Origin of the sequence: Polaromonas eurypsychrophila, from assembly GCF_014641715.1 — a bacterium.
Taxonomy (GTDB): Bacteria; Pseudomonadota; Gammaproteobacteria; order Burkholderiales; family Burkholderiaceae_C; genus Polaromonas; species Polaromonas eurypsychrophila.
The window spans coordinates 216,745-239,022 of sequence record NZ_BMIG01000004.1; the positions used below are offsets into that span (position 1 = coordinate 216,745).

The 22,278-nt window shown below is 62.4% G+C and carries 18 protein-coding genes; 16 read left to right on the forward strand and 2 right to left on the reverse strand.

The features are described 5' to 3' along the window. Entirely contained in the window at window positions 1–552 is a 552-nt protein-coding gene (locus IEX16_RS07635) for a carboxymuconolactone decarboxylase family protein (RefSeq protein WP_188707755.1), read from the reverse strand. 69 nt (window positions 553–621) lie between these two features. Between IEX16_RS07635 and dapF the strand changes: the two genes are divergently transcribed. From dapF to IEX16_RS07650, 3 genes are read left to right on the forward strand one after another with little or no spacing between them, the layout of a single operon-like run. Continuing rightward, window positions 622–1,509 carry a diaminopimelate epimerase gene (gene dapF / locus IEX16_RS07640; protein WP_188707756.1) on the forward strand — a complete coding sequence of 296 codons (888 nt, stop codon included), beginning with the start codon at window positions 622–624 and terminating at the stop codon, window positions 1,507–1,509. A gap of 39 nt (window positions 1,510–1,548) precedes the next feature. Beyond that, window positions 1,549–2,331, forward strand: a complete 783-nt coding sequence (locus tag IEX16_RS07645; RefSeq protein ID WP_188707757.1) for a DUF484 family protein — start codon at window positions 1,549–1,551, stop codon at window positions 2,329–2,331. Window positions 2,332–2,345: 14 nt separating this feature from the next. Then, window positions 2,346–3,353: a tyrosine recombinase XerC gene (locus IEX16_RS07650; protein ID WP_188707758.1), complete on the forward strand. Its 1,008-nt coding sequence runs from the start codon at window positions 2,346–2,348 to the stop codon at window positions 3,351–3,353. Between the two features lie 111 nt (window positions 3,354–3,464). On the opposite strand, the gene IEX16_RS07655 is transcribed toward IEX16_RS07650, so the two are convergent. Then, a complete protein-coding gene (locus IEX16_RS07655) occupies window positions 3,465–5,237 on the reverse strand; it encodes a sensor domain-containing diguanylate cyclase (RefSeq protein ID WP_188707759.1) in 1,773 nt (590 codons plus the stop codon). A gap of 63 nt (window positions 5,238–5,300) precedes the next feature. Between IEX16_RS07655 and IEX16_RS07660 the strand changes: the two genes are divergently transcribed. The 13 genes from IEX16_RS07660 (at window position 5,301) to ftsW (ending at window position 22,275) form a co-directional block, all read left to right on the forward strand. Beyond that, window positions 5,301–6,482, forward strand: coding sequence for a class I SAM-dependent rRNA methyltransferase (locus IEX16_RS07660; protein ID WP_188707760.1), 1,182 nt, complete (start codon window positions 5,301–5,303; stop codon window positions 6,480–6,482). 234 nt (window positions 6,483–6,716) lie between these two features. Then, on the forward strand, window positions 6,717–7,784 hold the full coding sequence (locus tag IEX16_RS07665; RefSeq protein WP_188707761.1) for a CobW family GTP-binding protein: 1,068 nt from the start codon (window positions 6,717–6,719) through the stop codon (window positions 7,782–7,784). 312 nt (window positions 7,785–8,096) lie between these two features. Next, the gene (gene dksA / locus IEX16_RS07670; protein ID WP_188707762.1) at window positions 8,097–9,206 is read left to right on the forward strand and encodes an RNA polymerase-binding protein DksA; all 1,110 of its coding nucleotides are present in this window, start codon (window positions 8,097–8,099) and stop codon (window positions 9,204–9,206) included. 31 nt (window positions 9,207–9,237) lie between these two features. Further along, window positions 9,238–11,034, forward strand: coding sequence for a type IV pilus assembly protein FimV (locus IEX16_RS07675; RefSeq protein WP_188707763.1), 1,797 nt, complete (start codon window positions 9,238–9,240; stop codon window positions 11,032–11,034). 396 nt (window positions 11,035–11,430) lie between these two features. Beyond that, window positions 11,431–11,859 carry a division/cell wall cluster transcriptional repressor MraZ gene (gene mraZ / locus IEX16_RS07680; RefSeq protein ID WP_188707872.1) on the forward strand — a complete coding sequence of 143 codons (429 nt, stop codon included), beginning with the start codon at window positions 11,431–11,433 and terminating at the stop codon, window positions 11,857–11,859. 9 nt (window positions 11,860–11,868) lie between these two features. Beyond that, window positions 11,869–12,822: a 16S rRNA (cytosine(1402)-N(4))-methyltransferase RsmH gene (gene rsmH, locus IEX16_RS07685; protein ID WP_188707764.1), complete on the forward strand. Its 954-nt coding sequence runs from the start codon at window positions 11,869–11,871 to the stop codon at window positions 12,820–12,822. Window positions 12,823–13,000: 178 nt separating this feature from the next. Next, window positions 13,001–13,291 carry a cell division protein FtsL gene (ftsL, locus tag IEX16_RS07690; protein WP_188707765.1) on the forward strand — a complete coding sequence of 97 codons (291 nt, stop codon included), beginning with the start codon at window positions 13,001–13,003 and terminating at the stop codon, window positions 13,289–13,291. Continuing rightward, window positions 13,288–15,021, forward strand: coding sequence for a peptidoglycan D,D-transpeptidase FtsI family protein (locus IEX16_RS07695; RefSeq protein WP_188707766.1), 1,734 nt, complete (start codon window positions 13,288–13,290; stop codon window positions 15,019–15,021). The genes ftsL and IEX16_RS07695 overlap by 4 nt, the downstream gene beginning before the upstream one ends. After that, complete coding sequence (locus tag IEX16_RS07700; RefSeq protein WP_188707767.1) at window positions 15,021–16,517, forward strand: UDP-N-acetylmuramoyl-L-alanyl-D-glutamate--2,6-diaminopimelate ligase; 1,497 nt, start codon at window positions 15,021–15,023, stop codon at window positions 16,515–16,517. The genes IEX16_RS07695 and IEX16_RS07700 overlap by 1 nt, the downstream gene beginning before the upstream one ends. After that, window positions 16,514–17,905: a UDP-N-acetylmuramoyl-tripeptide--D-alanyl-D-alanine ligase gene (locus IEX16_RS07705; RefSeq protein ID WP_188707768.1), complete on the forward strand. Its 1,392-nt coding sequence runs from the start codon at window positions 16,514–16,516 to the stop codon at window positions 17,903–17,905. Before IEX16_RS07700 ends, IEX16_RS07705 begins: the two co-directional genes overlap by 4 nt. Beyond that, the gene (gene mraY / locus IEX16_RS07710) at window positions 17,895–19,073 is read left to right on the forward strand and encodes a phospho-N-acetylmuramoyl-pentapeptide-transferase (RefSeq protein WP_188707769.1); all 1,179 of its coding nucleotides are present in this window, start codon (window positions 17,895–17,897) and stop codon (window positions 19,071–19,073) included. The genes IEX16_RS07705 and mraY overlap by 11 nt, the downstream gene beginning before the upstream one ends. Continuing rightward, entirely contained in the window at window positions 19,070–21,025 is a 1,956-nt protein-coding gene (locus IEX16_RS07715) for a Mur ligase family protein (protein WP_229676240.1), read from the forward strand. The genes mraY and IEX16_RS07715 overlap by 4 nt, the downstream gene beginning before the upstream one ends. Continuing rightward, entirely contained in the window at window positions 21,022–22,275 is a 1,254-nt protein-coding gene (ftsW, locus tag IEX16_RS07720) for a putative lipid II flippase FtsW (RefSeq protein WP_188707770.1), read from the forward strand. Before IEX16_RS07715 ends, ftsW begins: the two co-directional genes overlap by 4 nt. Window positions 22,276–22,278 lie beyond the last annotated feature (3 nt).

Sequence of the window (22,278 nt, forward strand, 5' to 3'; positions counted from 1 at the left end):
TTAGTCATGCTCTTCGGGCGACACACCCAGTGCCACCAGAAAACGCGCCACCATGTTGTAGGTGGCAATCGCACTGGTCAGTTCAACCAGCTCCGTGGTATCGAAATGTGCGCGCAGGGCCTCGAAGACTTCGTCGCTGACTTTCACGTCCAGTGTCATCTGCGCGGCGTACTGGATCACCAGTTGTTCGACTTCGCCGAGGTCGGCATGCTGCGCTGACAGGCGCGCGTCTGCCTTCATCAAGGCGTTGAGTGCGTCGAGTTCGGCCTGCACGCCGCCAGCGACCAGGAAGTCAGGCGCGTGGTGCTTGTATTCATACACCGCACCTGTCAGCAGAGCCACGGTGCAAATACCGAGCTCGCGCAGTTTGCGGCTGGTCGGCAGGCCGGTGCGCACCGCGCCCAGGTACACATTCCAGCCGCGCGCCAGCGGTTCGCTCCAGAGCAGGGCTTTGTCAAGATTGATCATCGTGCCGCCGCGGCGCTTGAGGACGGCGTCCACCAGGTCTTGCGGTTGGGGTTTAAGGGCGGGCGTCCAGTCGGGAATACGCATGGGTGGCTTTCACAAAAAGGGGTAACGGGTGGAAGGCAGCGCGGCGCGGCCTCAGCGGATAATGCCCGCATGCTGATCCGATTTACCAAAATGCAGGGTGCGGGCAATGATTTTGTCATGCTTGATGAGACCCGCGAGCGCCTGAACCTCACGCCTGGCCAGTACCGCTTTCTGGCGGACCGCCACTTCGGCGTGGGTGCCGACCAGATTTTGTCGGTGCGGCCGGCGCTTGATCCGGGCATCGACTTCGAATACGTGATCCACAACGCTGACGGCGGCGAGGTCGAGCAGTGCGGCAACGGTGCGCGCTGCTTTGTGCGTTTTGTGCGCGAGCAGGGGCTGACTGACAAAGACACAGTTCGCGTCAAAACGCTGTCCGGCGTGATTGAGCCGAGTCTGCAACCCGACGGCCGCGTCACCGTGGACATGGGTGCGCCCATCTTCGATCTCGCGCGGGTGCCCTTCGACGCCGCCGGTCTGACCCCTCAAGCTGTCAATTCATGGTCAAAATGGCCACTGGCCCTTGCTGGACAAGCGCAAGCAGCTCCTGTTTTGATAGCGATTTTATCCATGGGCAACCCGCATGCGGTGCAACGGGTGGACGATGTGGAGACCGCGCCGGTGCTGGAAACGGGGCCGCTGATCGAGGGCCATGCGCGTTTTCCGCGCCGCGTCAACGCCGGCTTCATGCAGGTCGTTTCGCGCAGCCAGATCCGGCTGCGGGTGTATGAACGCGGTGCCGGCGAAACCCTGGCCTGCGGCAGCGGGGCTTGCGCCGCGGTGGTCGCTGGCATACGCTTGGGTCTGCTGGACGCGCGGGTGGATGTGTTGACACACGGCGGCACCTTGAGCATTGAATGGCAGGGCGGGCTGGACGCGGCCGCCGCGCCGGTACTGATGACCGGGCCGGCCACCACGGTGTTTGAGGCTTCGATAAACGTCCCCGATCACCTTTGAATCATCAGATTTTGTCGACTTAACGGAAAAACCAAGAACATGAATCCAAGCGAACGCTCCATCCACAACCCGATCACCGAAGACGACATTGCCAACTTCCTGGCCAACACGCCGGACTTCTTCGAGCGCCATGCCGAATTGCTGGCGACGGTGCAGCTGTCCAGCGGCCACGGCGGCCGCGCGGTCAGCCTGCAGGAGCGCCAGGCCGGCATGTTGCGCGACAAGATCAAGGGGCTGGAGTCCAAGGTCGTCGAGATGATCCGTTATGGCAATGAAAACGTCGGCATTGCCGACAAGCTGCAGCAGTGCACCCTGAACCTGCTGCTGACCGCCCATGCGCGCGACTTGCCCGACACCATCGTGCGTGAAATCCAGTCGCAGTTTGCCGTGCCGCAGACAGCGATCAAGGTCTGGCACGTCAACGGCATTTTTTCGATGGAAGACTTTTCAACCGGTGTCAGCGAAGACACACAGACCTTTGCGTCTTCGCTGACGTCGCCGTATTGCGGCGTCAACTCCGGTTTTGAGGCGGTTAGCTGGCTGCCCGACCCGGCGCAGGCGATGTCGGTGGCGCTGATCCCGCTGCGGACCATGACCCCCACGCTTGTCGCTTCGCGTACTGCGCTGCCCCCCGAGGGGGCTGAGCTTGCTTGGGGCGGCCCTTCGCTGCGCTCCGGCAAATCGCCGGAGGCCTTCGGTATGCTGGTGCTGGCCTCGCCCGATCCCGAGCGTTTCAGCAGCAGCATGGGCACCGACTTTCTGGAGCGCATCGGCGAGCTGGCAGGCGCGGCGCTGTCGCGCCTGCGGCCCATGGCCGAGTAGTCGACCACTCATCCATGGCCGGGCAGGACACCCCCACAAGTTTTGCTGAAGCGGCGTTGTCCGCGCCGCCCCCCGACAACGACCCGCTGGTCGAGCGTTATCTCGAACATGTGCGGGTCGAAAAACGTCTGGCTCAACGCACCGTCGAGCTGTACGCGCTGGACCTGGCCAAGTTGCAGGCCAACTGTCGCCAGGCCGACGTGGCGCTGACAGCGGTGCAGAACCTTCACATGCGGCGCTGGGTCGCGCAGATGCACGGCGGCGGCCGCAGCGGCCGCGGCATTGCGCTGATCCTGTCGGGCTGGCGCGGTTTTTATACCTGGCTGGGCCGTGAAGGCCTGGTGGCCAGCAACCCGGTGCAGGACCTGCGCGCGCCCAAAGCCGCCAAACCGCTGCCCAAAGCGCTCAGCGTGGACGAAGCCGTGCAACTCGCGGCGTTCCAGGGCGCGGACGGCGAAGACCCGGCGCTGCAGGCGCGCGACCAGTGCATCACCGAACTGCTTTATGGCTGCGGCCTGCGCATTGGCGAGCTGACCGGGCTGGACGTGGTGGCCAGCAGCCAGGCCAGGGGCTGGATCGACTTGCAGGCAGCCGAGGCGCATGTGCTTGGCAAGGGCGCGAAACGGCGCAGTGTGCCGGTTGGCGGCAAGGCGCTGGTAGCTTTGCAGACCTGGCTGGCCGCGCGCAGTGTGTGGGCCAGGGACAATGCAGCACTGTTCATCAGCCAGCGCGGCACACGCCTCACACCCCAGCACATCCGCGTGCGCCTCAAGCAGCGCTCACTGCAGGCCGGGCTGGCCACGCCGGTGCATCCGCACATGTTGCGGCACTCGTTTGCCAGCCACGTGCTGCAATCCAGTGGTGACTTGCGTGCGGTGCAGGAGCTGCTGGGCCATGCCAACATCACCACCACCCAGGTCTACACGCGGCTGGACTTCCAGCATCTCGCAAAAGTCTATGACGCAGCGCATCCGCGCGCGACGGTGGCTGGCCTTAAACCGGCTGCCAAAAACAAGACCTGAGCGAATACTTTTATTGAATGTCATGCCGGACCTGATCCGGCATCCATGACGCGCGGACATGGATTGCGGGTCGAGCCCGCAATGACAGGCAAACCATGATCGACCGCGGGCTTAGACGGTGGCCACGTAATCCGGAATCATGAACACCGCGCGTTTGCTGTGCGGGGACACGCCGGCCAGTGTTTGCGCCAGCCGGGCCAGCGCGATCTCTGCGCTCGGCCCCTGGCGCGGCACCAGGGCGTACGCCACGTGCACTTGTGCCACACATTCGACTGACAGGCCGTGATAAGGCATCAGGCAGCGCGCGACGATGCGCGGTCCCAGGGTGGCGGCTTCTACGGCTGAAAACGGACCCTCCACCAGCATGCTGAAACGATGTTCGGACAGGCGCGCCGCGCTGTCGATGTCGCGCGCCGTGGACAGCAGGCGCTCGGCGACGCGCAGCGGCAGGTCCTGCGCCGCCTTGCGGCCGAAGTCACGCTGGATTTGCTCGGTATTGACCAGGTCGATCATCAGCACCGCGCCTTGGTGTCTGAGCCGTTCCGAGCGGGCGATCATGCGGGCCAGTCGTTCTGCAAACACCGACTCGTTGATCAAGCCGGTGGAGGGGTCCACCCGGTCCAGCCCCCGGATGCGGCGCGTGTTCTCCCGCCGGTGCTGGCTGCGCAGCACCAGCACGGCCAGCATCGCCGGCATTTGCAATGCCATGCTGGCCAGCGCCGCCTGCTCGGTCACAAAACTGAGCGGTAGCCACCCCAGGTAGCGGCTTATGGCCAGCGCCAGGCTGAGGGCAAATGGTGCTGCGCTGAGCAGCAGCCATCCACCGAAGCGGTCGCCGCGGCGCCAGGCCCAGAGGTTAACGCCCAGCATCAGCAAGGGCGCAAGAATCAGATACGGCACGATCAGCCGGATACGCAGCTCGCTGTCGGTCAGTGCCAGGGCCAGTGACAGCGCCGCCCCTGCGAGCATCACCGCCCAGACTAGGCCGTTGAGAAGGCGGGAACGCTGCGCCAGCGACACGATGGTGGCATTGAGCAGCAATAGGGCTATCAGCATCCAGACGCCTAGCACCACCAGCGAGCGGTCGGCCCACTGCGGGTAGTCTGGCAACAGATGCAGAGCCGCCACCCCGGTGATCGCCGCCTGTGTCAGCCCGACCAATACGGAGCAGAAGGCGTAATAAAGGTATGCGCGGTCCTTCAGCAAGATCACGCCTGCAAGTCCAGCCACCAGTCCGAGCAGTGCCAGGCCGAAATAAACACCCAGAAACAGCGAAACCTTCTGCTCGCCGCGCAGGACGTAGCTCGAGCTAACAAAACGGATGGGCGCGCTGAAACCCTGCACGTTGTTGATGCGCAGCAGGTAGTGCGTCGGTTCCTCGGCATTGAAGTTGACCACCAGCAAGGGGTGCCGGTGCGGTGTCGGCCACTGGTTGACCGGCGTCAGGTCGCCGGTACGCTGCTCGCGCCACAGGCCTGCGCGGTCCAGCGTGTACAGCGATGCCCGGTCCAGGGCCGGGTAGGCAATCTCCAGCAGCCAGCGTTCGGCGTCGGGTGCGGGCGGCACAGTGAAACGAATCCACAAGGCCTGCCGGGGCTGCAGCGGGTAGATGCCCTTTGTCAATGTTTCTTGCCACGGCAGCGTGGTGCCGCCTGCAATCTGATCGACCGTCATTTGCGCTGTCGGGTCTATCCAGTAGTCGCCCCAATCTGCCAGCGCCACAGGTTGTTGACCGGCGTCGAGTTCGAGCACGGTACGTGCAAGCGCTGCCTGTCCTGCCATCGCCAGCAGCAGCACACATGCGCACGCGCGCCAGCAGCGGCGCATGACTGTCAACACGGCGTCGGTGACGGCGAGATGCGGTGAAAGGCGGCGAAAACCCATCAAGGGATTGTCGCAAATCCGCCAGGCGGCATGTAAGAGACCTGCAAGCGCGACAATGACGGCATGAAATCCATTCGATTGAGAGAGGGCAAGGAGCGCTCCCTGCTGCGGCGCCACCCCTGGGTGTTTGACGGGGCGATAGCCAAAGGCGGCGGCGACGCCGGTGAAACCGTGCGTGTGGAGAGCCACGATGACCAGTTTCTCGGCTGGGCCGCGTACAGCCCGAGCTCCAAAATTCGCGCACGCGTCTGGAGTTTTGACGAGGCCGAACGTATCGATGCTTCGTTTTTTATAGCGCGTATCGACCGTGCAATAAGAGCCAGAAGCCATTTTGACATCCAAAGTGACGGTTGCCGCCTGATCCACGGCGAGTCCGATGGCCTGCCAGGTGTGGTGGTGGACCGGTATGCGGACACCTTGGTGGCGCAGTTCTCCAGCTGCGGAGCCGAACGCTGGAAAAGCGTGATCGTGGAGGCCTTGCTCGCACAAACCGGTCTGACCCGGCTGTACGAGCGTTCGGATGCGAGCGTGCGCTCGCTCGAAGGCCTGCCCGAAGCCACAGGCTGGCTCGCGGGGCAAGGAGAGACGGGCATCACCATCAGCGAACACGGCTGGAAGCTGAGCCTGGACGTGGCCGAGGGCCACAAGACCGGCTTTTACCTGGACCAGCGCGACAGCCGGCGCAAATTTGCCGACCATGCGCGTCGGCTGCAGTTTCAGAACGTGCTCAATTGTTATTGCTATACCGGCGGCTTCACGGTGGCGGCGCTGGCCGGCGGGGCTGCGCATGTCACGTCCATCGACTCCTCCGGCCCGGCGATTGAGCTTGCCAAAGCCAATGTGGCGCTCAACGGCTTCGACGCGGCCCGCACCACCATGCTCGATGCCGATGTGAATGCCTCGCTGCGCCAGTTTCACAAGGAAGGCCGGACCTTTGACGCCATCGTGCTGGACCCTCCGAAGTTCGCGCCCACGGTGGCGCATTCCGAACGCGCGGCGCGGGCTTACAAGGACATCAACCGCATCGCGCTGTCCATCCTGGCGCCGGGCGGGGTGTTGTTCACCTATTCCTGCTCCGGCGGCATCAGCGCCGACCTGTTCCACAAGATCGTGGCCTCGGCCGGTATCGACGCCGGGGTGGACGCCTTCATCACCGAACGCCTGGGCGGCGCACCCGACCACCCGATGACGGTGAATTTTCCGGAGGGTGAGTACCTCAAGGGGCTGGTTTTGCTTCGGAAGTGATTTTTTAAGTAAAAAATGCCTCTAGCCCTTATTGGGCGGGCATAAGCAGCTATAAAAAGAGAAGCGTTTCGCACCTGTTTTTCGGCTGCAGGGTTGACAGGGCCTGTAAAGTGAACAGGCTGGTCCCCGCTTATTCATGCCCCGGCATCAGGGCTATGGCTTGACCGCTAAACTGCCTGCTCCGTCCGCGCGTCCAACGTACCTTTTCACCCTGTTTTTCCTGAGGCAGATTCCATGAGCTTGATTCCTGTGACCATCCTGACCGGTTTTCTCGGATCCGGCAAAACCACGCTGCTCAAGCGCATCCTGACCGAGGCCCATGGCCAGAAGATCGCGGTGATTGAAAACGAGTTTGGCGAAGAAAACATCGACAACGAGATCCTGGTCAACGACACCCAGGAAAACATCATTCAGATGAACAACGGCTGCATTTGCTGCTCGATCCGCGAAGACCTGCGCGAGACCCTGCAACTGCTGGCTGCCAAAAAACGCCAGGGCCTGCTGGACTTCGAGCGCGTGGTGATTGAAACCACAGGCCTGGCCGACCCCGGCCCGGTGGCGCAGACCTTTTTCATGGACGAAGAAATCGCCGAGCAGTATTTGCTCGACTCCATCCTCACCCTGGTCGATGCCAAACACGCGGCGACCCAGCTCAACGACCGCCAGGAGGCGCGCCGCCAGGTCGGTTTTGCCGACCAGATCTTCATCAGCAAGGCCGATCTGGTGGCGGCTGATGAAGTGCAGGCGCTGATGCATCGCCTCAAACACATGAACCCGCGCGCACCGCAAAAAGCCGTACATTTCGGCGAGGTGGCGATTGCCGACGTGTTTGACCTGCGCGGTTTCAACCTCAACGCCAAGCTCGACATTGACCCTGACTTCCTCAAGGCCGATGAGCATCACCATAACCACGATCACAGCGGGCATGACCATGCCGAAGGCGAGCACTGCGACCACCCCTCGCATGCGCAGGACCATGGGCACGGCCACCATCACCACCACGATGACGACGTCAAGAGTTTTGTGTTCCGCGCTGACCGCGCGTTTGATCCGGCCAAGCTGGAGGATTTCCTGGGCGCCGTCGTCAACATCTACGGCCCTCGCATGCTGCGTTACAAGGGCGTGCTGCACATGGAGGGCACGGAGCGCAAGGTGATTTTTCAGGGTGTGCATCAACTGATGGGCAGCGACCTGGGCCCCGCCTGGGCCGAGGGCGAGACAAAAAACAGCAAGATGGTGTTCATCGGCATCGATTTGCCGAAAGATATTTTTCTCCAGGGCCTGGAGCAGTGTCTGGTTTAAGGTAGGCTGTCCGCACATTGCCTTGAAAGGCGGGAGGGCCTCATGTTTGTCTCCATTCTCCAACGATTTGGCCTGCGAGCGTCCCGGCATGCCGGCGAGCCGCTACAATCGCGCGCCGACTCCACTACCCGGACATCCCGACCAGGACAACAAGGGGGGGAAGTCAGGGTAAGTACTGGCTTCAAAACTGCGGGGACGGCGGCATACAAACCAGACAATCAGGTAAAAGACAAGGCTGGACTGACAAAAAGCAGTTCAGCCCGGAGCCAGCATGAGGGTCATCCCGAAGCTGCTTCCCCGAGGAGACACGATGTGAAAGCGCCAACTAAAAAGTCCAAATCACCGGTCAAAGCCGCTGCCAAACCTGGCAAGCCTAAAGTCACGGCTAAAACCGTGGCCAAGAAGGCGGCCAAGCCTGCGCCTTCCAAAACCGCTGCAGCCAAAAACCCGGCCAAACCAGTCAAACCGGTCGCCAAAGTTGTGATGGCCAATCCGAAAGTTGCCGCCAAGCCGGTTGCGAAAACAAAGGCCAAGCCCGTGACCAAGTCGGCACCCGCCAAAAAAACACCCGTCGCTGCCAAAAAGCCGGTCCCCGCCAAAGAGGCTGCAAAGCCTGTTGTCAAATCCGCGGTCAAAGCGGCCAAACCTGTCATCAAGCCGGCACCCAAGCCGGCCCCGACCGGCAAGGCCACCGCCAAACCTAAAGAAAAAGTCATTATCAAAACGATTACCAAAACGGCTGCGGCCCCGGCCGGCAAAGCCGCGCCCAGCCCGTCACCCATCGCAGCAGCGCCAGCGCCACTTCAGACACCGGCGCTCAAGCCGGGACGCCGCGCTTCCCTGCGCAACTCGTCCTTCGCGCCTCCGCCCGCGCCCATGGTGCCCACCCATTCGCCCGACGCCGCCAAGGCCAGCTACTCAGCCATTGCCGAACGCGTGATCGCGCCGCCCCCGCATGTGGCGGCCAAGAAAGATCCCAAGCTCGCCAACAACTGGAAAACCAAGGCCGCCGACATGTTGTCGGACGAAGAGGTCAAGGCCATGCCTGATTCCGAGTACATGAACGACAAGCAGCTGGCTTTTTTCCGCTACAAGCTGTCCGTGCTCAAGCAGGACATCCACAACAGTGCCGGCGAAACCACCGAGCATCTGCGTGAAGACACGGTGGTGGTGCCAGACCCGGCGGACCGGGCCACCATCGAGGAAGAACACGCGCTGGAGCTGCGTACCCGCGACCGCGAGCGCAAGCTGCTTAAAAAGATCGAGCAGTCGATTGCCCGCATTGATTCGGGTGACTACGGTTACTGCGATGAAACCGGCGAAGCCATCGGGGTGGGGCGTTTGATTGCCCGCCCCACGGCCAACCTTTCGCTGGAGGCGCAGCAGCGCCGCGAGCTCAAGCAAAAAATGTTTGGTGACTGATCTTCGCTCTCATCGATCTGACCCCTTACTCATGGCCAAAGAAGACCCTGCACCAGGCTTGTTGTCAAAAGTCGTGAAATTCGTCCGCAACCCGGCGACGAATTGGTCCGATCTGGATAACAAGGAATCAAGCCGCGAGGAGGCTTTGAGCAAGCAGTTGCTCAAGGAAATGATCGAGCGCAAACGCCGCAACGACTTTGTGCGCAAGCGCGAATTCGACATGCTCAGAAAAATGCGCAAGCGCGAAGCCATGACCGGGCAGGATCCGGGGGCGCGGCCGTCGTTCTTCCAGAGCAGCATGCCGTCCAAGCCGGACGACCGGGCCGTCACTCTGAAGAAGATTGATGAAATCGAAGCCCAGATGTCCATGCAATGGTGGAAGACCAAACATGGCGCCCCGTCGGCCATGAGTCCTGTTGCTTCCGTGTCCGTGGCCCCAGCCGGCCCGAACAACCTGAGTGTTCATGCGCCGCTGCTGGACAACGCGCTTCCCGCCAATTATGCGAGCACGACGCCCAGTGAGTTGACGGCGGCGCTCGCTCGGGTAAAGGCCGGTTCCGGTGCTGCCGCTCCGGTGATGTTGGACCTGTTGAGCCCTTTGCCTGACAAACCGGCGGCACCGGCGGCGCGGCCGAGCAGTCCCCAGGCTATTTCTGCGCTGTCCCGCGATGACACGCCGTCTGGCTTTTCAGCGTCCAAATTTTCGGTGGTGGATGGCGCAGAAATCGCGCACGACCCCGAGCTGGAAGAGGCGTCCATTCGTTTTGCCAATGGGGACGATGCCGGCGCGGAGTCCGGCCTTCTGGAAACCCTTGGCCCCCAGGGCAGCCGTGCACAACACGCCGACACCTGGCTGGCCCTGTTTGATTTGTACCGTGCCACGGGTCAGCAGGATAAATTTGAGAATCGGGCGATTGAGTTTGTAGGCCGTTTTGACCGCTCTGCCCCACAGTGGTTTTCCATGCCCGATATGGTCAAACTGTTGGCCAGTCCGTCCGCTGCGGTTCCGGGCAATGGCCCGGCAGCCGACTGGATTTGTCCGTCCGTGCTGGGTATCCAGACGGTTGCCACGCTGACTGCTGCCCTGTCCCGCGCCCCCATGCCCTGGCGCCTGGACTGGCACAACCTCAAGAGCATGGATGCAGGGGCCGTCGAGCCTTTGGGCAAGGTATTTAGCGGCTGGTCGGCGCAACCAGTGCAGCTGCGGTTCATAGGCGCTGCGCAATTGCAGCAGGTCCTGCAGGACGCCACGCCCTCAGGCGTGCGTGACACGCCCCAGGCCTGGTGGCAACTCAGGATGGAGGCCTTGCGCGTCACACATCAGCCCGACGAGTTTGAATTGACCGCGCTCGATTTTTGCGTGACCTATGAAGTATCACCGCCCGCGTGGGACAGTGCGCGCTGTGAGTACAAACCGCTGGATCCGCATGGTGCCGCGATCAGCGGGCAAGCCATCATTGGTGATGTGTACCGCGATTCCGCGCCATCGAGCATTAGCAGCGCCATGGACGGCGACACCCAGATGGATGGCAATTCACAAATGCCCAATCTGTTCGCGGTAGAGCTGTCCGGCCAGATCGAAGGCGACGCCATCGATGTGCTGGACAAGCTTGAAGCCAAGTTGATGGGCGCGGACATCATGGTCATCTCATGCGCCAAGTTGATTCGCGTCGATTTTTCTGCTGCGGGAACCTTGCTCAATTGGGTATCTGCCCGCGAAGCGGAAAACCGCGCCGTGCAATTCACTGAGGTGCATCGCCTGGTGGCTGCATTTTTCAACGTGATCGGCATCACCGAGCACGCACGGGTGCTGTCGCGCATCGACTGAGCGGGCGCATCGCCTCAGTGCGTCATTAGTCGCGTCTGCGCCGCTGAAGCGGCTTGCCTCCCCCTCAAAACTTGCAGCATTTCTGCTGAACCGGGCGTACGCGCCGACTGGCGCTTCATCCAGCCCGTTCTCGCGGCTGGCTTTGCGCACTTGGCTTGCTCCCCATCCACCACAAACGCCTTCGCGGACGTCAGGCTTGAGACAACACTTTCATAAAGCCGTCTAAGTGCTTCATTTAGAAGGTCTTTTAATTCGTTCACGCATTGAAATACGTTTCTAAGTGCTTGATTTCATTGAAAAAATTTGTTGCAAAGCCCTTGCACCCCAAAACTTTCCTGATAAAGTGGGAAAAAGTGCAATTAAGTGGCAAAAAGTGTTTTTTCAAAGGGTTTAGCAGTGTTTCAAGGCGCGTCTTCTGTAGCTCTCGATATCAAGGGTCGGCTTTCTGTGCCGACCCGGTATCGGGACGTGCTCAGCGCCACCGCTGCCAGCCAGCTCACCATCACCAAACATCCGCACGGTTGCCTGATGATATTCCCGCGCAACGAGTGGGAGAAATTTCGCGAACGTATTTCCGCGCTGCCGATGGAGGCACAGTGGTGGAAGCGGATTTTTCTGGGCAACGCGATGGACGTCGAGATGGATGCCAGCGGCCGGGTGCTGGTGTCTCCCGAACTGCGCGTCGCTGCGGGAATCAGCAAGGAGACGGTGCTGCTCGGCATGGGCAGTTCCTTCGAGCTCTGGGATGCGGCGACATATGCTGCGCAGGAGGCCGAACAGATGAAGTTGCCCATGCCCGATGTCTTCAGAGACTTTTCATTCTGAAAGATGGCGGTGCACGACACATGGACACATCGCACCGTCTTGTTGAACGAAGCAGTCGCAGCGCTTCACATCCAACCGGACGGCCACTACATCGACGCGACTTTCGGACGCGGCGGCCATTCTCGCCTGATCCTGTCGCAGTTGTCCGCTGCGGGCCGCTTGACCGCCTTCGACAAAGACCTCGAAGCGGTCGCCGAGGCCCAGCGCATGGACGATGCACGGTTCACTATCCGTCACGAGGGTTTCATGCACCTGGGCGAGCTGCCCCCTGCCTGCGCGGCCGGCGTGCTGATGGACCTGGGCATCAGTTCGCCGCAGATCGACAACCCGGCACGCGGCTTTTCGTTCCGTGGCGACGGCCCACTGGACATGCGCATGGACACCACGCGCGGACAGAGCGTGGCCGAGTGGCTGGCCGATGCAGAAACAGACACCATAGCGGAGGTCATTCGTGAATATGGCGAAGAACGGTTTGCTGGGCAGATTGCAAAGGCGATTGATCGTCGCCGACAGGAGCGGGGCCCTTTTGGAACCACCGCTGAGCTGGCCGAAGTCGTGGCTGGCGCGGTCAAAACCCGCGAGCCGGGCAAGGACCCTGCAACGCGCACATTTCAGGCTTTTCGGATTTTCATCAACGCCGAGCTTGAAGAGCTGCAACAGGCGCTAGAGGCTTGCCTCAAAGTACTGCAACCAGGAGGACGTTTGGTGGTGATCAGTTTCCATTCGCTGGAAGACCGCATCGTCAAGCAATTTATTGCAGAGCATTCGCGTGAGGTCTATGACCGCCGTGCCCCTTTTGCCGCGCCCAAGCCGATGCGGCTGAATGCGCTGGAGCGTACCAAGCCCGGCGACGAGGAAGTCGCCGCCAACCCGCGCTCGCGCAGCGCGGTCATGCGGGTGGCCGAACGCACCGACGTGCCGGTCCAGGTCATGACCCAGCGCTATCCGGGAGCAAACGCATGAGGCATCGGCAATTTCCCGCGGGGCCGCCCCAAGGGAAATTAGCCCCCGAGGGGCTGGAGCCTGCGGCTCCAAACCTGCCCGCGCAGGTTTGGACAGGCGACAGAAGCGAAGCGTCCCGCGAGCTGCGGCTTGCAAGGCCTCGCGCATTACACGCAGTGAAAAGCGTGGGGGCTTCAGCATGACGCGCTTGAACCTGGTGCTGCTGATGGCCGTGCTGTTCAGCGCGCTGTACCTGGTGCGCACGCAGTACGAATCGCGCCGCCTGTATGTCGAACTTGAAAAGACCGCGGCACTGAGCCGCCAGCTCGAAACCGACCGGGAGCGCCTGCAGGTGGAAAAACGCGCGCAGGCCACGCCGCTACGCGTCGAACAGATTTCAAAAGAGCGCCTGCAGATGCGCACGGCCACGCCGGCCATCACCGAATACGTTCGTTACAAACAGGTGCCGGCAGGCGAGGCCGCACCGTGAGCAGGAGCGTGCTTTATTCGTCCAGTCCGCTGCTGGCGAGCAAGACGCCGGTCTGGCGCAGCAAATTGATCGTGGCCGGCATTGCACTGGCCTTTGCAGGTCTGGCCGGCCGCGCGGCCTATGTGCAGGTGATCGGCAATGACTTCTTTCAAAGGCAGGGTCAGGTGCGTTTTGCGCGCACGCTGGAACTGCCCGCCAACCGCGGTCGCATCCTGGATCGCAATGGTTTGCTGCTGGCCACCAGCGTGGTGGCACCCAGCATCTGGGCCATTCCAGAAGATGTCGACGCCAACCGCTCGCAGCTTGGTGAACTTGCGCGCCTGCTGGAGATGCCGTTGGCCGAGCTGAACAAAAAGCTGGCCGATGAGGACAAGACCTTTGTCTGGATCAAGCGGCAGGTGGACGAACCGATTGCCCAGAAAATTCATGCCCTCGGCCTCAAGGGCATCTACCAGCGCAAGGAATACAAGCGCCAGTACCCGGAAGGCGAAACGGCCGCCCATGTGGTCGGCTTCACCAATGTGGAAGACCGCGGCCAGGAGGGCATTGAGCTGGCTTTCAACAAGGAGCTGGCCGGCAAGCCCGGGTCGCGCAAGGTAATCAAGGACAGGCTGGGCCGGGTGGTCGAAGATGTTGGCGAGCAGGTGCCGCCGCTCGAAGGCAAGGACATCCAGCTCAGCCTGGACAGCAAGGTGCAGTTTTTTGCTTATCAGAAGCTGCGAGACGCGGTTATCGCGCGCAAGGCCAAGGCCGGCAGCGTGGTGGTGCTCGACACCATCACCGGCGAGGTGTTGGCGCTGGCCAATTACCCAAGTTACGTGCCGAACAAGCGGCAGAACCTGACCGGCGAGCAACTGCGCAACCGTGCGATCACCGATACCTTTGAGCCTGGGTCAACCATGAAGCCGATCACGGTCGCCATGGCGCTTGAAGCCGGCCGGGTCAAACCACAGACCTTGATCGAAACCGGGCCGGGCCGTTTCAGCCTGGGCGGTTTCACCATCAGCGACACCCACAACTACGGCACGCTGACGGTCGAAGGCGTGATCCAGAAGTCGAGCAACGTCGGCGCGCTCAAGATCGCGCAGAAGATGAGTCCGCACGAAATGTGGGACACCTACACAGCGCTCGGTTACGGCCAGAAGCCGCAGATCCAGTTTCCCGGCGCGGTCACGGGCCGGCTGCGCCCGTGGAAAACCTGGCGGCCGGTGGAGCAGGCGACCATGTCGTACGGCTACGGCCTGTCCGCCTCGCTGTTTCAGATGGCGCACTCTTACACGGCCCTGGCCCACGACGGACAGATCATTCCGGTCACCATGCTGAAGAGCAGCGAGCCGGCCGCCGGTGTCAAAGTTTTTTCTGCCGACAACGCGCGCGCGGTGCGCAAGATGCTGCAGATGGCGGCGGCCCCTGGCGGCACCGGGCCGCTGGCACAGACCGTCGGTTATTCGGTTGGTGGCAAGTCGGGCACCGCACACAAACAGGTCGGCAAAGGCTACGCCAGCAACAAATACCGCGCCTGGTTTACCGGCATGGCGCCTATCGAGAACCCCCGCATCATCGTGGCGGTGATGATCGACGAGCCAAGCGACGGCAAATATTTCGGCGGCGTGGCCGCTGCGCCGGTTTTCAGCGAAGTAGTGCAGCAGACCTTGCGCATGATGGGTGTTCAGCCGGACATGCGCGTGAAGCCGCAAATCGTCTACACCCCCGTCGAGGAATCCTTCTGATGGAGCAACTACAGACACCCGGGCAGGCCGCGCAGTGGTTGAGTCAGCGCGTGACGGGCAGCTTGTGGACCGACAGCCGCAAGGTCGGCGCCGGTGATGGTTTTATTGCCTGGCCAGGTGCCGCCAACGATGCACGCAGGTATGTGACCGGGGTGCTGGACGCCGGCGCGCAGGCCTGCCTTGTGGAGCAGCAGGACGCCGACGCCTATGGCTTCACCGACAGCCGCGTCGCTGCTTATCGCGGTCTGAAAGTGGCGACGGCGCCGATTGCCGCCGAATTTTTTGGCCACCCCAGCCGCAAGCTGGACCTGCTCGCGGTGACGGGCACCAACGGCAAGACCTCCACCGCCTGGTGGCTGGCCCAGGCGCTGGGCCGGCTGCATCGGCCTTGCGGCGTGGTCGGTACGCTGGGCATGGGTCAACCGGACGCGATGGTGTTCAACGGTCTGACAACGCCTGATCCTGTGCTGTTGCAGCAGCAGCTCGCGCGCTGGGTCAATGACGGCTTTTCAGCTTGTGCCCTCGAAGCTTCGTCGATCGGCATTGCCGAGCATCGCCTGGACGCGACCGCCATACGTGTGGCGATTTTTACCAATTTCACGCAAGACCATCTCGACTACCACCGCGACATGCAGGCTTACTGGGATGCCAAGGCGCGCCTGTTTGACTGGCCGGGCCTGAAAGCCGCTGTGCTCAATATCGATGACCCGAAAGGCAAGGCCCTGGCGCTGTCCTTGCGCGACACCGGCCTTGATGTCTGGACCGTGTCCTGCATGGCGCCGGCAAGGCTGAGGGCGCAGGCCATCGAACAGGGCGAGGGTGGCATGCGTTTTGACGTGGTCGAAGGTGATGCAAGTTATTGCCTGGCGACCGGGCTGGTCGGGAACTACAACGTGTCCAACCTGCTGGGCGTGATGGCGACCCTGCGTGCGATGGGCCTGCCCTTGCGCGAGGTGGTTGATGCCTGTGCCCATCTGTCACCCGTACCGGGGCGCATGGACGCGGTGTCGGTGCCGGGTCGGCCGCTGGTGGTGATTGACTATGCGCACACGCCCGATGCACTTGAGAAGGTATTGGGTGCGCTCAGGCCACTCGCCGACGGACGCTCGGGCCGGCTGTGGTGCGTCTTTGGCTGCGGCGGCGAGCGCGATGCGGGCAAACGCCCACTGATGGCGGCCGCTGCGGAAAAAGGCGCCGACCATATTGTGGTCACCAGTGACAATCCGCGCAGCGAAGATCCAGCCAGCATCATCGGGCAGGTTTTAAAAGGCTTCAGCCGCAGTGGAGTGGCCGAGGTCGAGCCCGACCGCGCCTTGGCCATTGCCCGCTCCATCGCCCAGGCGCAAGCTGGCGATGTGATCCTGATTGCCGGCAAGGGGCATGAGAGTTATCAGGAAAGCGCCGGCATCAAGCTGCCGTTTTCCGACAAGGCGCAGGCTGAAGCCGCATTGGGCCAGAGCGCCATGTTGAAGGCCGGCGTGGGAGGTCTCGCATGATGACGCTTCAGGAAGCTCTGCAGTGGCTGCCATCGGCGCGCCTGGTGGGCGACGGCACCTTGCAGTTCACGCGTGTTCACAGCGATACGCGCAGCCTGCGGCCCGGCGACCTGTTCGTGGCGCTCAAGGGCGAGCGTTTTGATGCGCATGACTTTTTGGCACAGGCTGCAGGCCAGGGCGCTGTCGCAGCATTAGCGCAGCGGGGCTTGTCCCCAAGCCAGCCAGGCTTGCTGGTCGACGACTCCCTCAAGGCCCTGGGCCAGTTGGCCGCCGGCTGGCGTTCGCAGTTCAGCCTGCCCTTGATTGCCGTGACCGGCAGCAATGGCAAGACCACCGTGACGCAGATGATCGCGTCCATCCTGCGGGCGTGGAAAGGCGACGCTGCATTTGCAACAGAAGGCAATTTCAACAATGACATTGGCCTGCCCCTGACGCTGCTGCGTCTGCGCGCGAGCCACGAGGCCGGTGTGGTCGAACTCGGCATGAACCATCCCGGCGAGATCGCCTACCTTGCCAGCTTGGCCAAGCCTACTGTGGCCCTGGTCAACAATGCGCAACGTGAGCATCTGGAGTTCATGGCCACTGTTGAGGCGGTGGCGCATGAAAACGGCAGTGTGATCGAAGCGCTGCCTGCCAAGGGCATGGCAGTGTTTCCGGCCGATGAACCCTACACACCGATCTGGCGCGCCGCCGCTGCGTCCCGCGCGGTGCTGACCTTTGCCGACTCGGGTGAGGCCGATGTGACCGGTACCGCGGTCTGGATGGGTGGGGCCTGGCAGGTGACGGCCACTACGCCGCAGGGCACGCTGGAATTTTCGCTGCAGGTTGCGGGTCGCCACAACGTCAAAAATTCGCTCGCCGCGACCGCCTGTGCGCTGGTGGCCGGCGTGCCGTTGACCGCCATCGCTGCCGGTCTGTCTGCTTTCTTACCGGTCAAGGGCCGCTCACGCGCCGTGCAAGTCACGGTTGCCGGCCGCGCCATCACATTGATTGACGACAGCTACAACGCGAATCCGGATTCGGTGCGCGCCGCCATCGATGTGCTGGCCGAACTGCCGGGCCCGCGCCTGCTGGTACTGGGGGACATGGGCGAGGTGGGCGACCAGGGGCCAGCTCTTCATGCTGAAGCCGGTGTGCACGCGCGTGAACGCGGCATTGAGCAGGTGTTCACTTTGGGGACGCAGTCAGCGGGTGCATCCGGCGCTGTTGCTGGTGGCCAGCATTTTGGTGACAACATGGCGGCCCTCCAGGCTGCGGTGGCACTGGCCCTGCCCGAGCTGGCCAGCGTGCTGGTCAAGGGTTCGCGGTTCATGAAGATGGAGCGTGTGGTCGAAACCATCACCGCCCGTACACAACAATCAGAAGAGGAAAAAATCCATGCTGCTTAGCCTGGCCCAGTGGTTGCAAACCATGTCGCCGGAATTCGGCTACTTTCGGGTGTTCCAGTACCTGACCTTTCGCGCGGTCATGGCCGCGCTGACGGCCTTGCTGATCGGCCTGATTGCCGGCCCGTTTGTGATCCGGCGCCTCACGCATCTGAAAATCGGGCAGCCGATTCGTGAATACGCGATGCAGACCCATTTGAGCAAAAGCGGCACTCCCACCATGGGCGGCGTGTTAATCCTGCTGGCCATCGGCATCTCGACCCTGCTGTGGTTTGACCTGAGCAATCGTTTTGTCTGGATTGTGCTGATCGTCACGCTGGGTTTTGGTGCCGTCGGCTGGGCCGACGACTGGCGCAAGGTCGTGCACAAGGATCCGGAAGGCATGCGCTCGCGGGAAAAATATCTGTGGCAGTCGGTGATCGGCCTGCTTGCGGCGCTCTATTTGGTGTTCAGCATTTCGGAGAGTTCCAACCTGCGGGTGCTGGAGCTGTTTTTCAGCTGGGTGCAATCCGGCTTCGACGTGAACCTGCCGCCCAAGGCCGGACTGCAGCTGCCTTTCTTCAAGGAGATCAGTTATCCGCTGGGTGTGTTTGGCTTTGTGCTGCTGACCTACCTGGTGATTGTGGGTTCCAGCAACGCGGTGAATCTGACGGATGGCCTCGACGGCCTGGCGATCATGCCGGTGGTCATGGTGGGCTCGGCTCTGGGCGTCTTTGCCTATGTGACCGGCAGCTCGGTGTATTCGAAGTACCTGTTCTTCCCACACATTCCCGGTGCGGGCGAACTGCTGATTTTCTGCTCGGCCATGGCCGGTGCAGGACTGGCCTTTTTGTGGTTCAACACCCATCCTGCGCAGGTGTTCATGGGCGATGTGGGCGCGCTGGCGCTGGGTGCGGCACTGGGCACGATTGCGGTCATCGTGCGCCAGGAAATCGTACTCGCCATCATGGGCGGCATTTTTGTGGTCGAGGCACTCTCGGTGATGCTGCAGGTGATGTATTTCAAGTACACCCGCGCGCGTTACGGCGAGGGCCGGCGCTTGTTCAAGATGGCACCCCTGCATCACCACTTTGAAAAGAACGGCTGGAAGGAAACGCAGGTTGTCGTGCGTTTCTGGATCATCACCATGCTGCTGTGCCTGATCGGCCTGTCGACCCTGAAACTGCGATGAACGTCAACGACCCCCTCAACCCTGGCGACATGCCCGATCCGCTTCCAGTGGGGGAGGGCACGGCTGTGCCTGCGCCGCTGCCTGTCGCGGCGGTTGATGTTGCGCCGGAGTTGCCCGCCAGTGCGATGGCTGAGCCCGTCGTGGAGACGGCTGCGCCGCGTCCGCCGGCCAAGGGCGGCCCGCGTCCCCTGCCCGACACTCTGACGGCGGCGCGTGACGCGGCGGCTTTTGTGACGCAGCTGTTTGCAGAGGTGAGTGTTCCTGATAACGCTCCGCCAGTGCCTGAAAACCTGGTCAGCGATGCGGCTGCGGATGGACAGGTAGAGGACGAACCGGATACATCTGGCGAAATCACGGCAGACCCGTTGCATGGCCAGCATGTTCTCGTTTTGGGGTTAGGCGCTTCAGGGCTGGCCATGGCACGCTGGTGTGTGCGCATGGGTGCGCGCGTGGCGGTCGTGGATACCCGGGAAGCGCCTCCGCAGCTGGCGGGCTTGCAGGCCGACTTGCCACAGGTGGCTTTCAGCGCCGGCGCCTTCGAGGCCGGTCTGATCGAAGGCAGCGACATTCGTGCCGTTTTCAAGAGCCCGGGTCTGTCGCCGGAAGCCGTCGAGCCGGTGATGTCGGCAGCCCAGGCACAAGGCCTGTTGTGCGGCAACGAACTCAGCCTGTTTGCGCAGGCTCTGGTCCGCCTGGCGAAGACCACAGGCTACACGCCCCAGGTGCTGGCCATCACCGGGACCAACGGCAAGACCACCACGACAGCACTGACCGGCCAACTGGTCGCCCACGCAGGCAAGACCGTGGCGGTGGCCGGCAACATCGGCCCAAGCATGCTGGACACGCTGGCCCGGCACATTGATGCGGGCACTTTGCCCGAGGTCTGGGTGCTTGAGTTGTCCAGCTTCCAGCTCGATGGTGTGCAGGGCTTCGAGCCCGCCGCGGCAACGGTGCTCAATTTGACGCAGGATCATCTGGACTGGCACGGCAGCATGGCAGCCTACGGCGCGGCCAAAGCGCGCATTTTCGGCAGCAGGGGGCTGCTGGTTCTCAATCGCGATGACCCCGCGGTGATGGCCATGTTGCCAAGCGTGGGGGAGCAAAAAATTCCTCCGGTGCGTGTCAAGTTGCAGAAGCCGCGGTGGCGCGAGTATCTGAGTTTCGGGCTCGGAATGCCTGAGCGGCCGGGCGACTTTGGCATCGAAATCGTCAACGGCATGGCCTGGCTGGTGCGTGCTGCCGAGGCCGATGAAACCGTCAAGAAAAAGCGCCCCCACGCTGCGCTGCCCCCCGAGGGGGCCGTTCACGCCTTGGGGCGGCCCGGCGGCGTTCAATACAAGGATGAAGAAGTGGTGCTGCACATCCAGCGCCTGATGCCGGTGGAGGCCATGCGCCTGCGCGGTCGCCACAACGCCACCAACGCGCTGGCTGCACTGGCGCTGGCTGGCGCCGTGGGTGGCACCATGGCGTCCATGTTGCACGGCCTGCGTGACTATGCTGGCGAGCCGCACCGCGTCACGCCGGTGGCAGTGGTTCACGATGTTGAGTATTTTGACGACAGCAAGGGCACCAATGTAGGCGCCACGGTGGCGGCACTGACCGGCCTGGGTGCCGAGCGCAAGCTGGTGCTGATCGCGGGAGGCGACGGCAAGGGCCAGGACTTTTCACCGCTGGCCGATCCGGTGCGCAGGTACGCACGGGCGGTTGTCCTGATCGGGCGGGATGCGTCACTGATCCGTGCTGCGCTGGAAGGTACAGGTGTGAGCCTTCTCGACGCCGACTCCATGCAGGCTGCCGTTGCACTGGCCGCGCACCAGGCCCAAACCGGTGATGCCGTGCTGATGTCCCCGGCCTGTGCGAGCTTTGACATGTTTGACAATTATGGGCACCGCGCCCAGGTATTTTGCGATGCTGTGCGCTCGCTCGCAAGCGATGCGGGGGGGGTGTCATGACCGTCGCCACACGCCTTGCCGGCTGGTTCTCCGGCCTGGGGGGCGCCGCCACCGACGGCCTGCCGGTCCGTCTGGGCGGGCAGGGCTCCTCGCGCACGGCGTCTGCGCCGGTGCGCATGTCGGGCGTGGACCAGGCACTGATCTGGGTCACGGTGGCATTGCTGGTCTGGGGCCTGGTGATGGTGTATTCCGCCTCCATTGCCATGCCGGACAACCCGAAGTTTGCACGTTACGCACACACCCACTTTTTGCTGCGCCACGCCCTCTCGCTGGGCGTCGCCTTTGCGGTGGCCTTGCTGGCTTTCCAGGTGCCGGTGGCGACCTGGGAAAAACTCGCGCCTTGGCTGTTTGTGGCCTCGCTGGTGCTGCTGATGCTGGTGCTGGTCCCCTTTATTGGCAAAGGCGTCAACGGCGCGCGGCGCTGGATTTCGTTGGGCTTCATGAATTTCCAGCCTTCGGAACTCGCCAAGTTTGCGGTGCTGCTGTATGCCGCCGATTACATGGTGCGCAAGATGGAGGTGAAGGAGCGCTTCTTCCGTGCCGTCATGCCCATGGCCGTCGCCATCGGCATCGTGGGTCTGCTGCTGCTGGCCGAACCGGACATGGGCGCCTTCATGGTGATCTCGGTGATCGCCATGGGCATCTTGTTCCTGGGCGGCGTCAATGCGCGCATGTTTTTTGTCATCGCCACTGTCGTGGTGATCGCCTTTGCGCTGATGGTGATGCTCAGCGACTGGCGCCGTGAGCGGATTTTTGCCTACCTCGACCCGTGGAGCGACAAGTACTCTATGGGCAAGGGCTACCAGCTTTCGCACTCGCTGATTGCCTTTGGGCGCGGCGAGGTGTTCGGCGTGGGCCTGGGAGGCAGCATCGAGAAGCTGCACTGGTTGCCCGAGGCACACACCGACTTCCTGTTGGCCGTCATCGGTGAGGAGTTCGGTTTTCTGGGCGTGTTGTGTGTGATCGGCGCCTTCATGTGGATGACACGTCGCATCATGCACATCGGCCGCCAGTCGATCGCGCTGGACCGCCTGTTTGCCGGCCTGGTGGCCCAAGGCGTGGGCATCTGGATCGGTTTTCAGGCCTTCATCAACATGGGCGTGAACCTGGGCGCTCTGCCGACCAAGGGCCTGACCCTGCCGCTCATGAGTTACGGTGGCTCGGCGATTTTGATGAACCTGATTTCGCTGGCGGTGGTGCTGCGGATTGACTACGAAAACAGATTGTTGATGAGAGGGGGGCGAAGTTGAAGT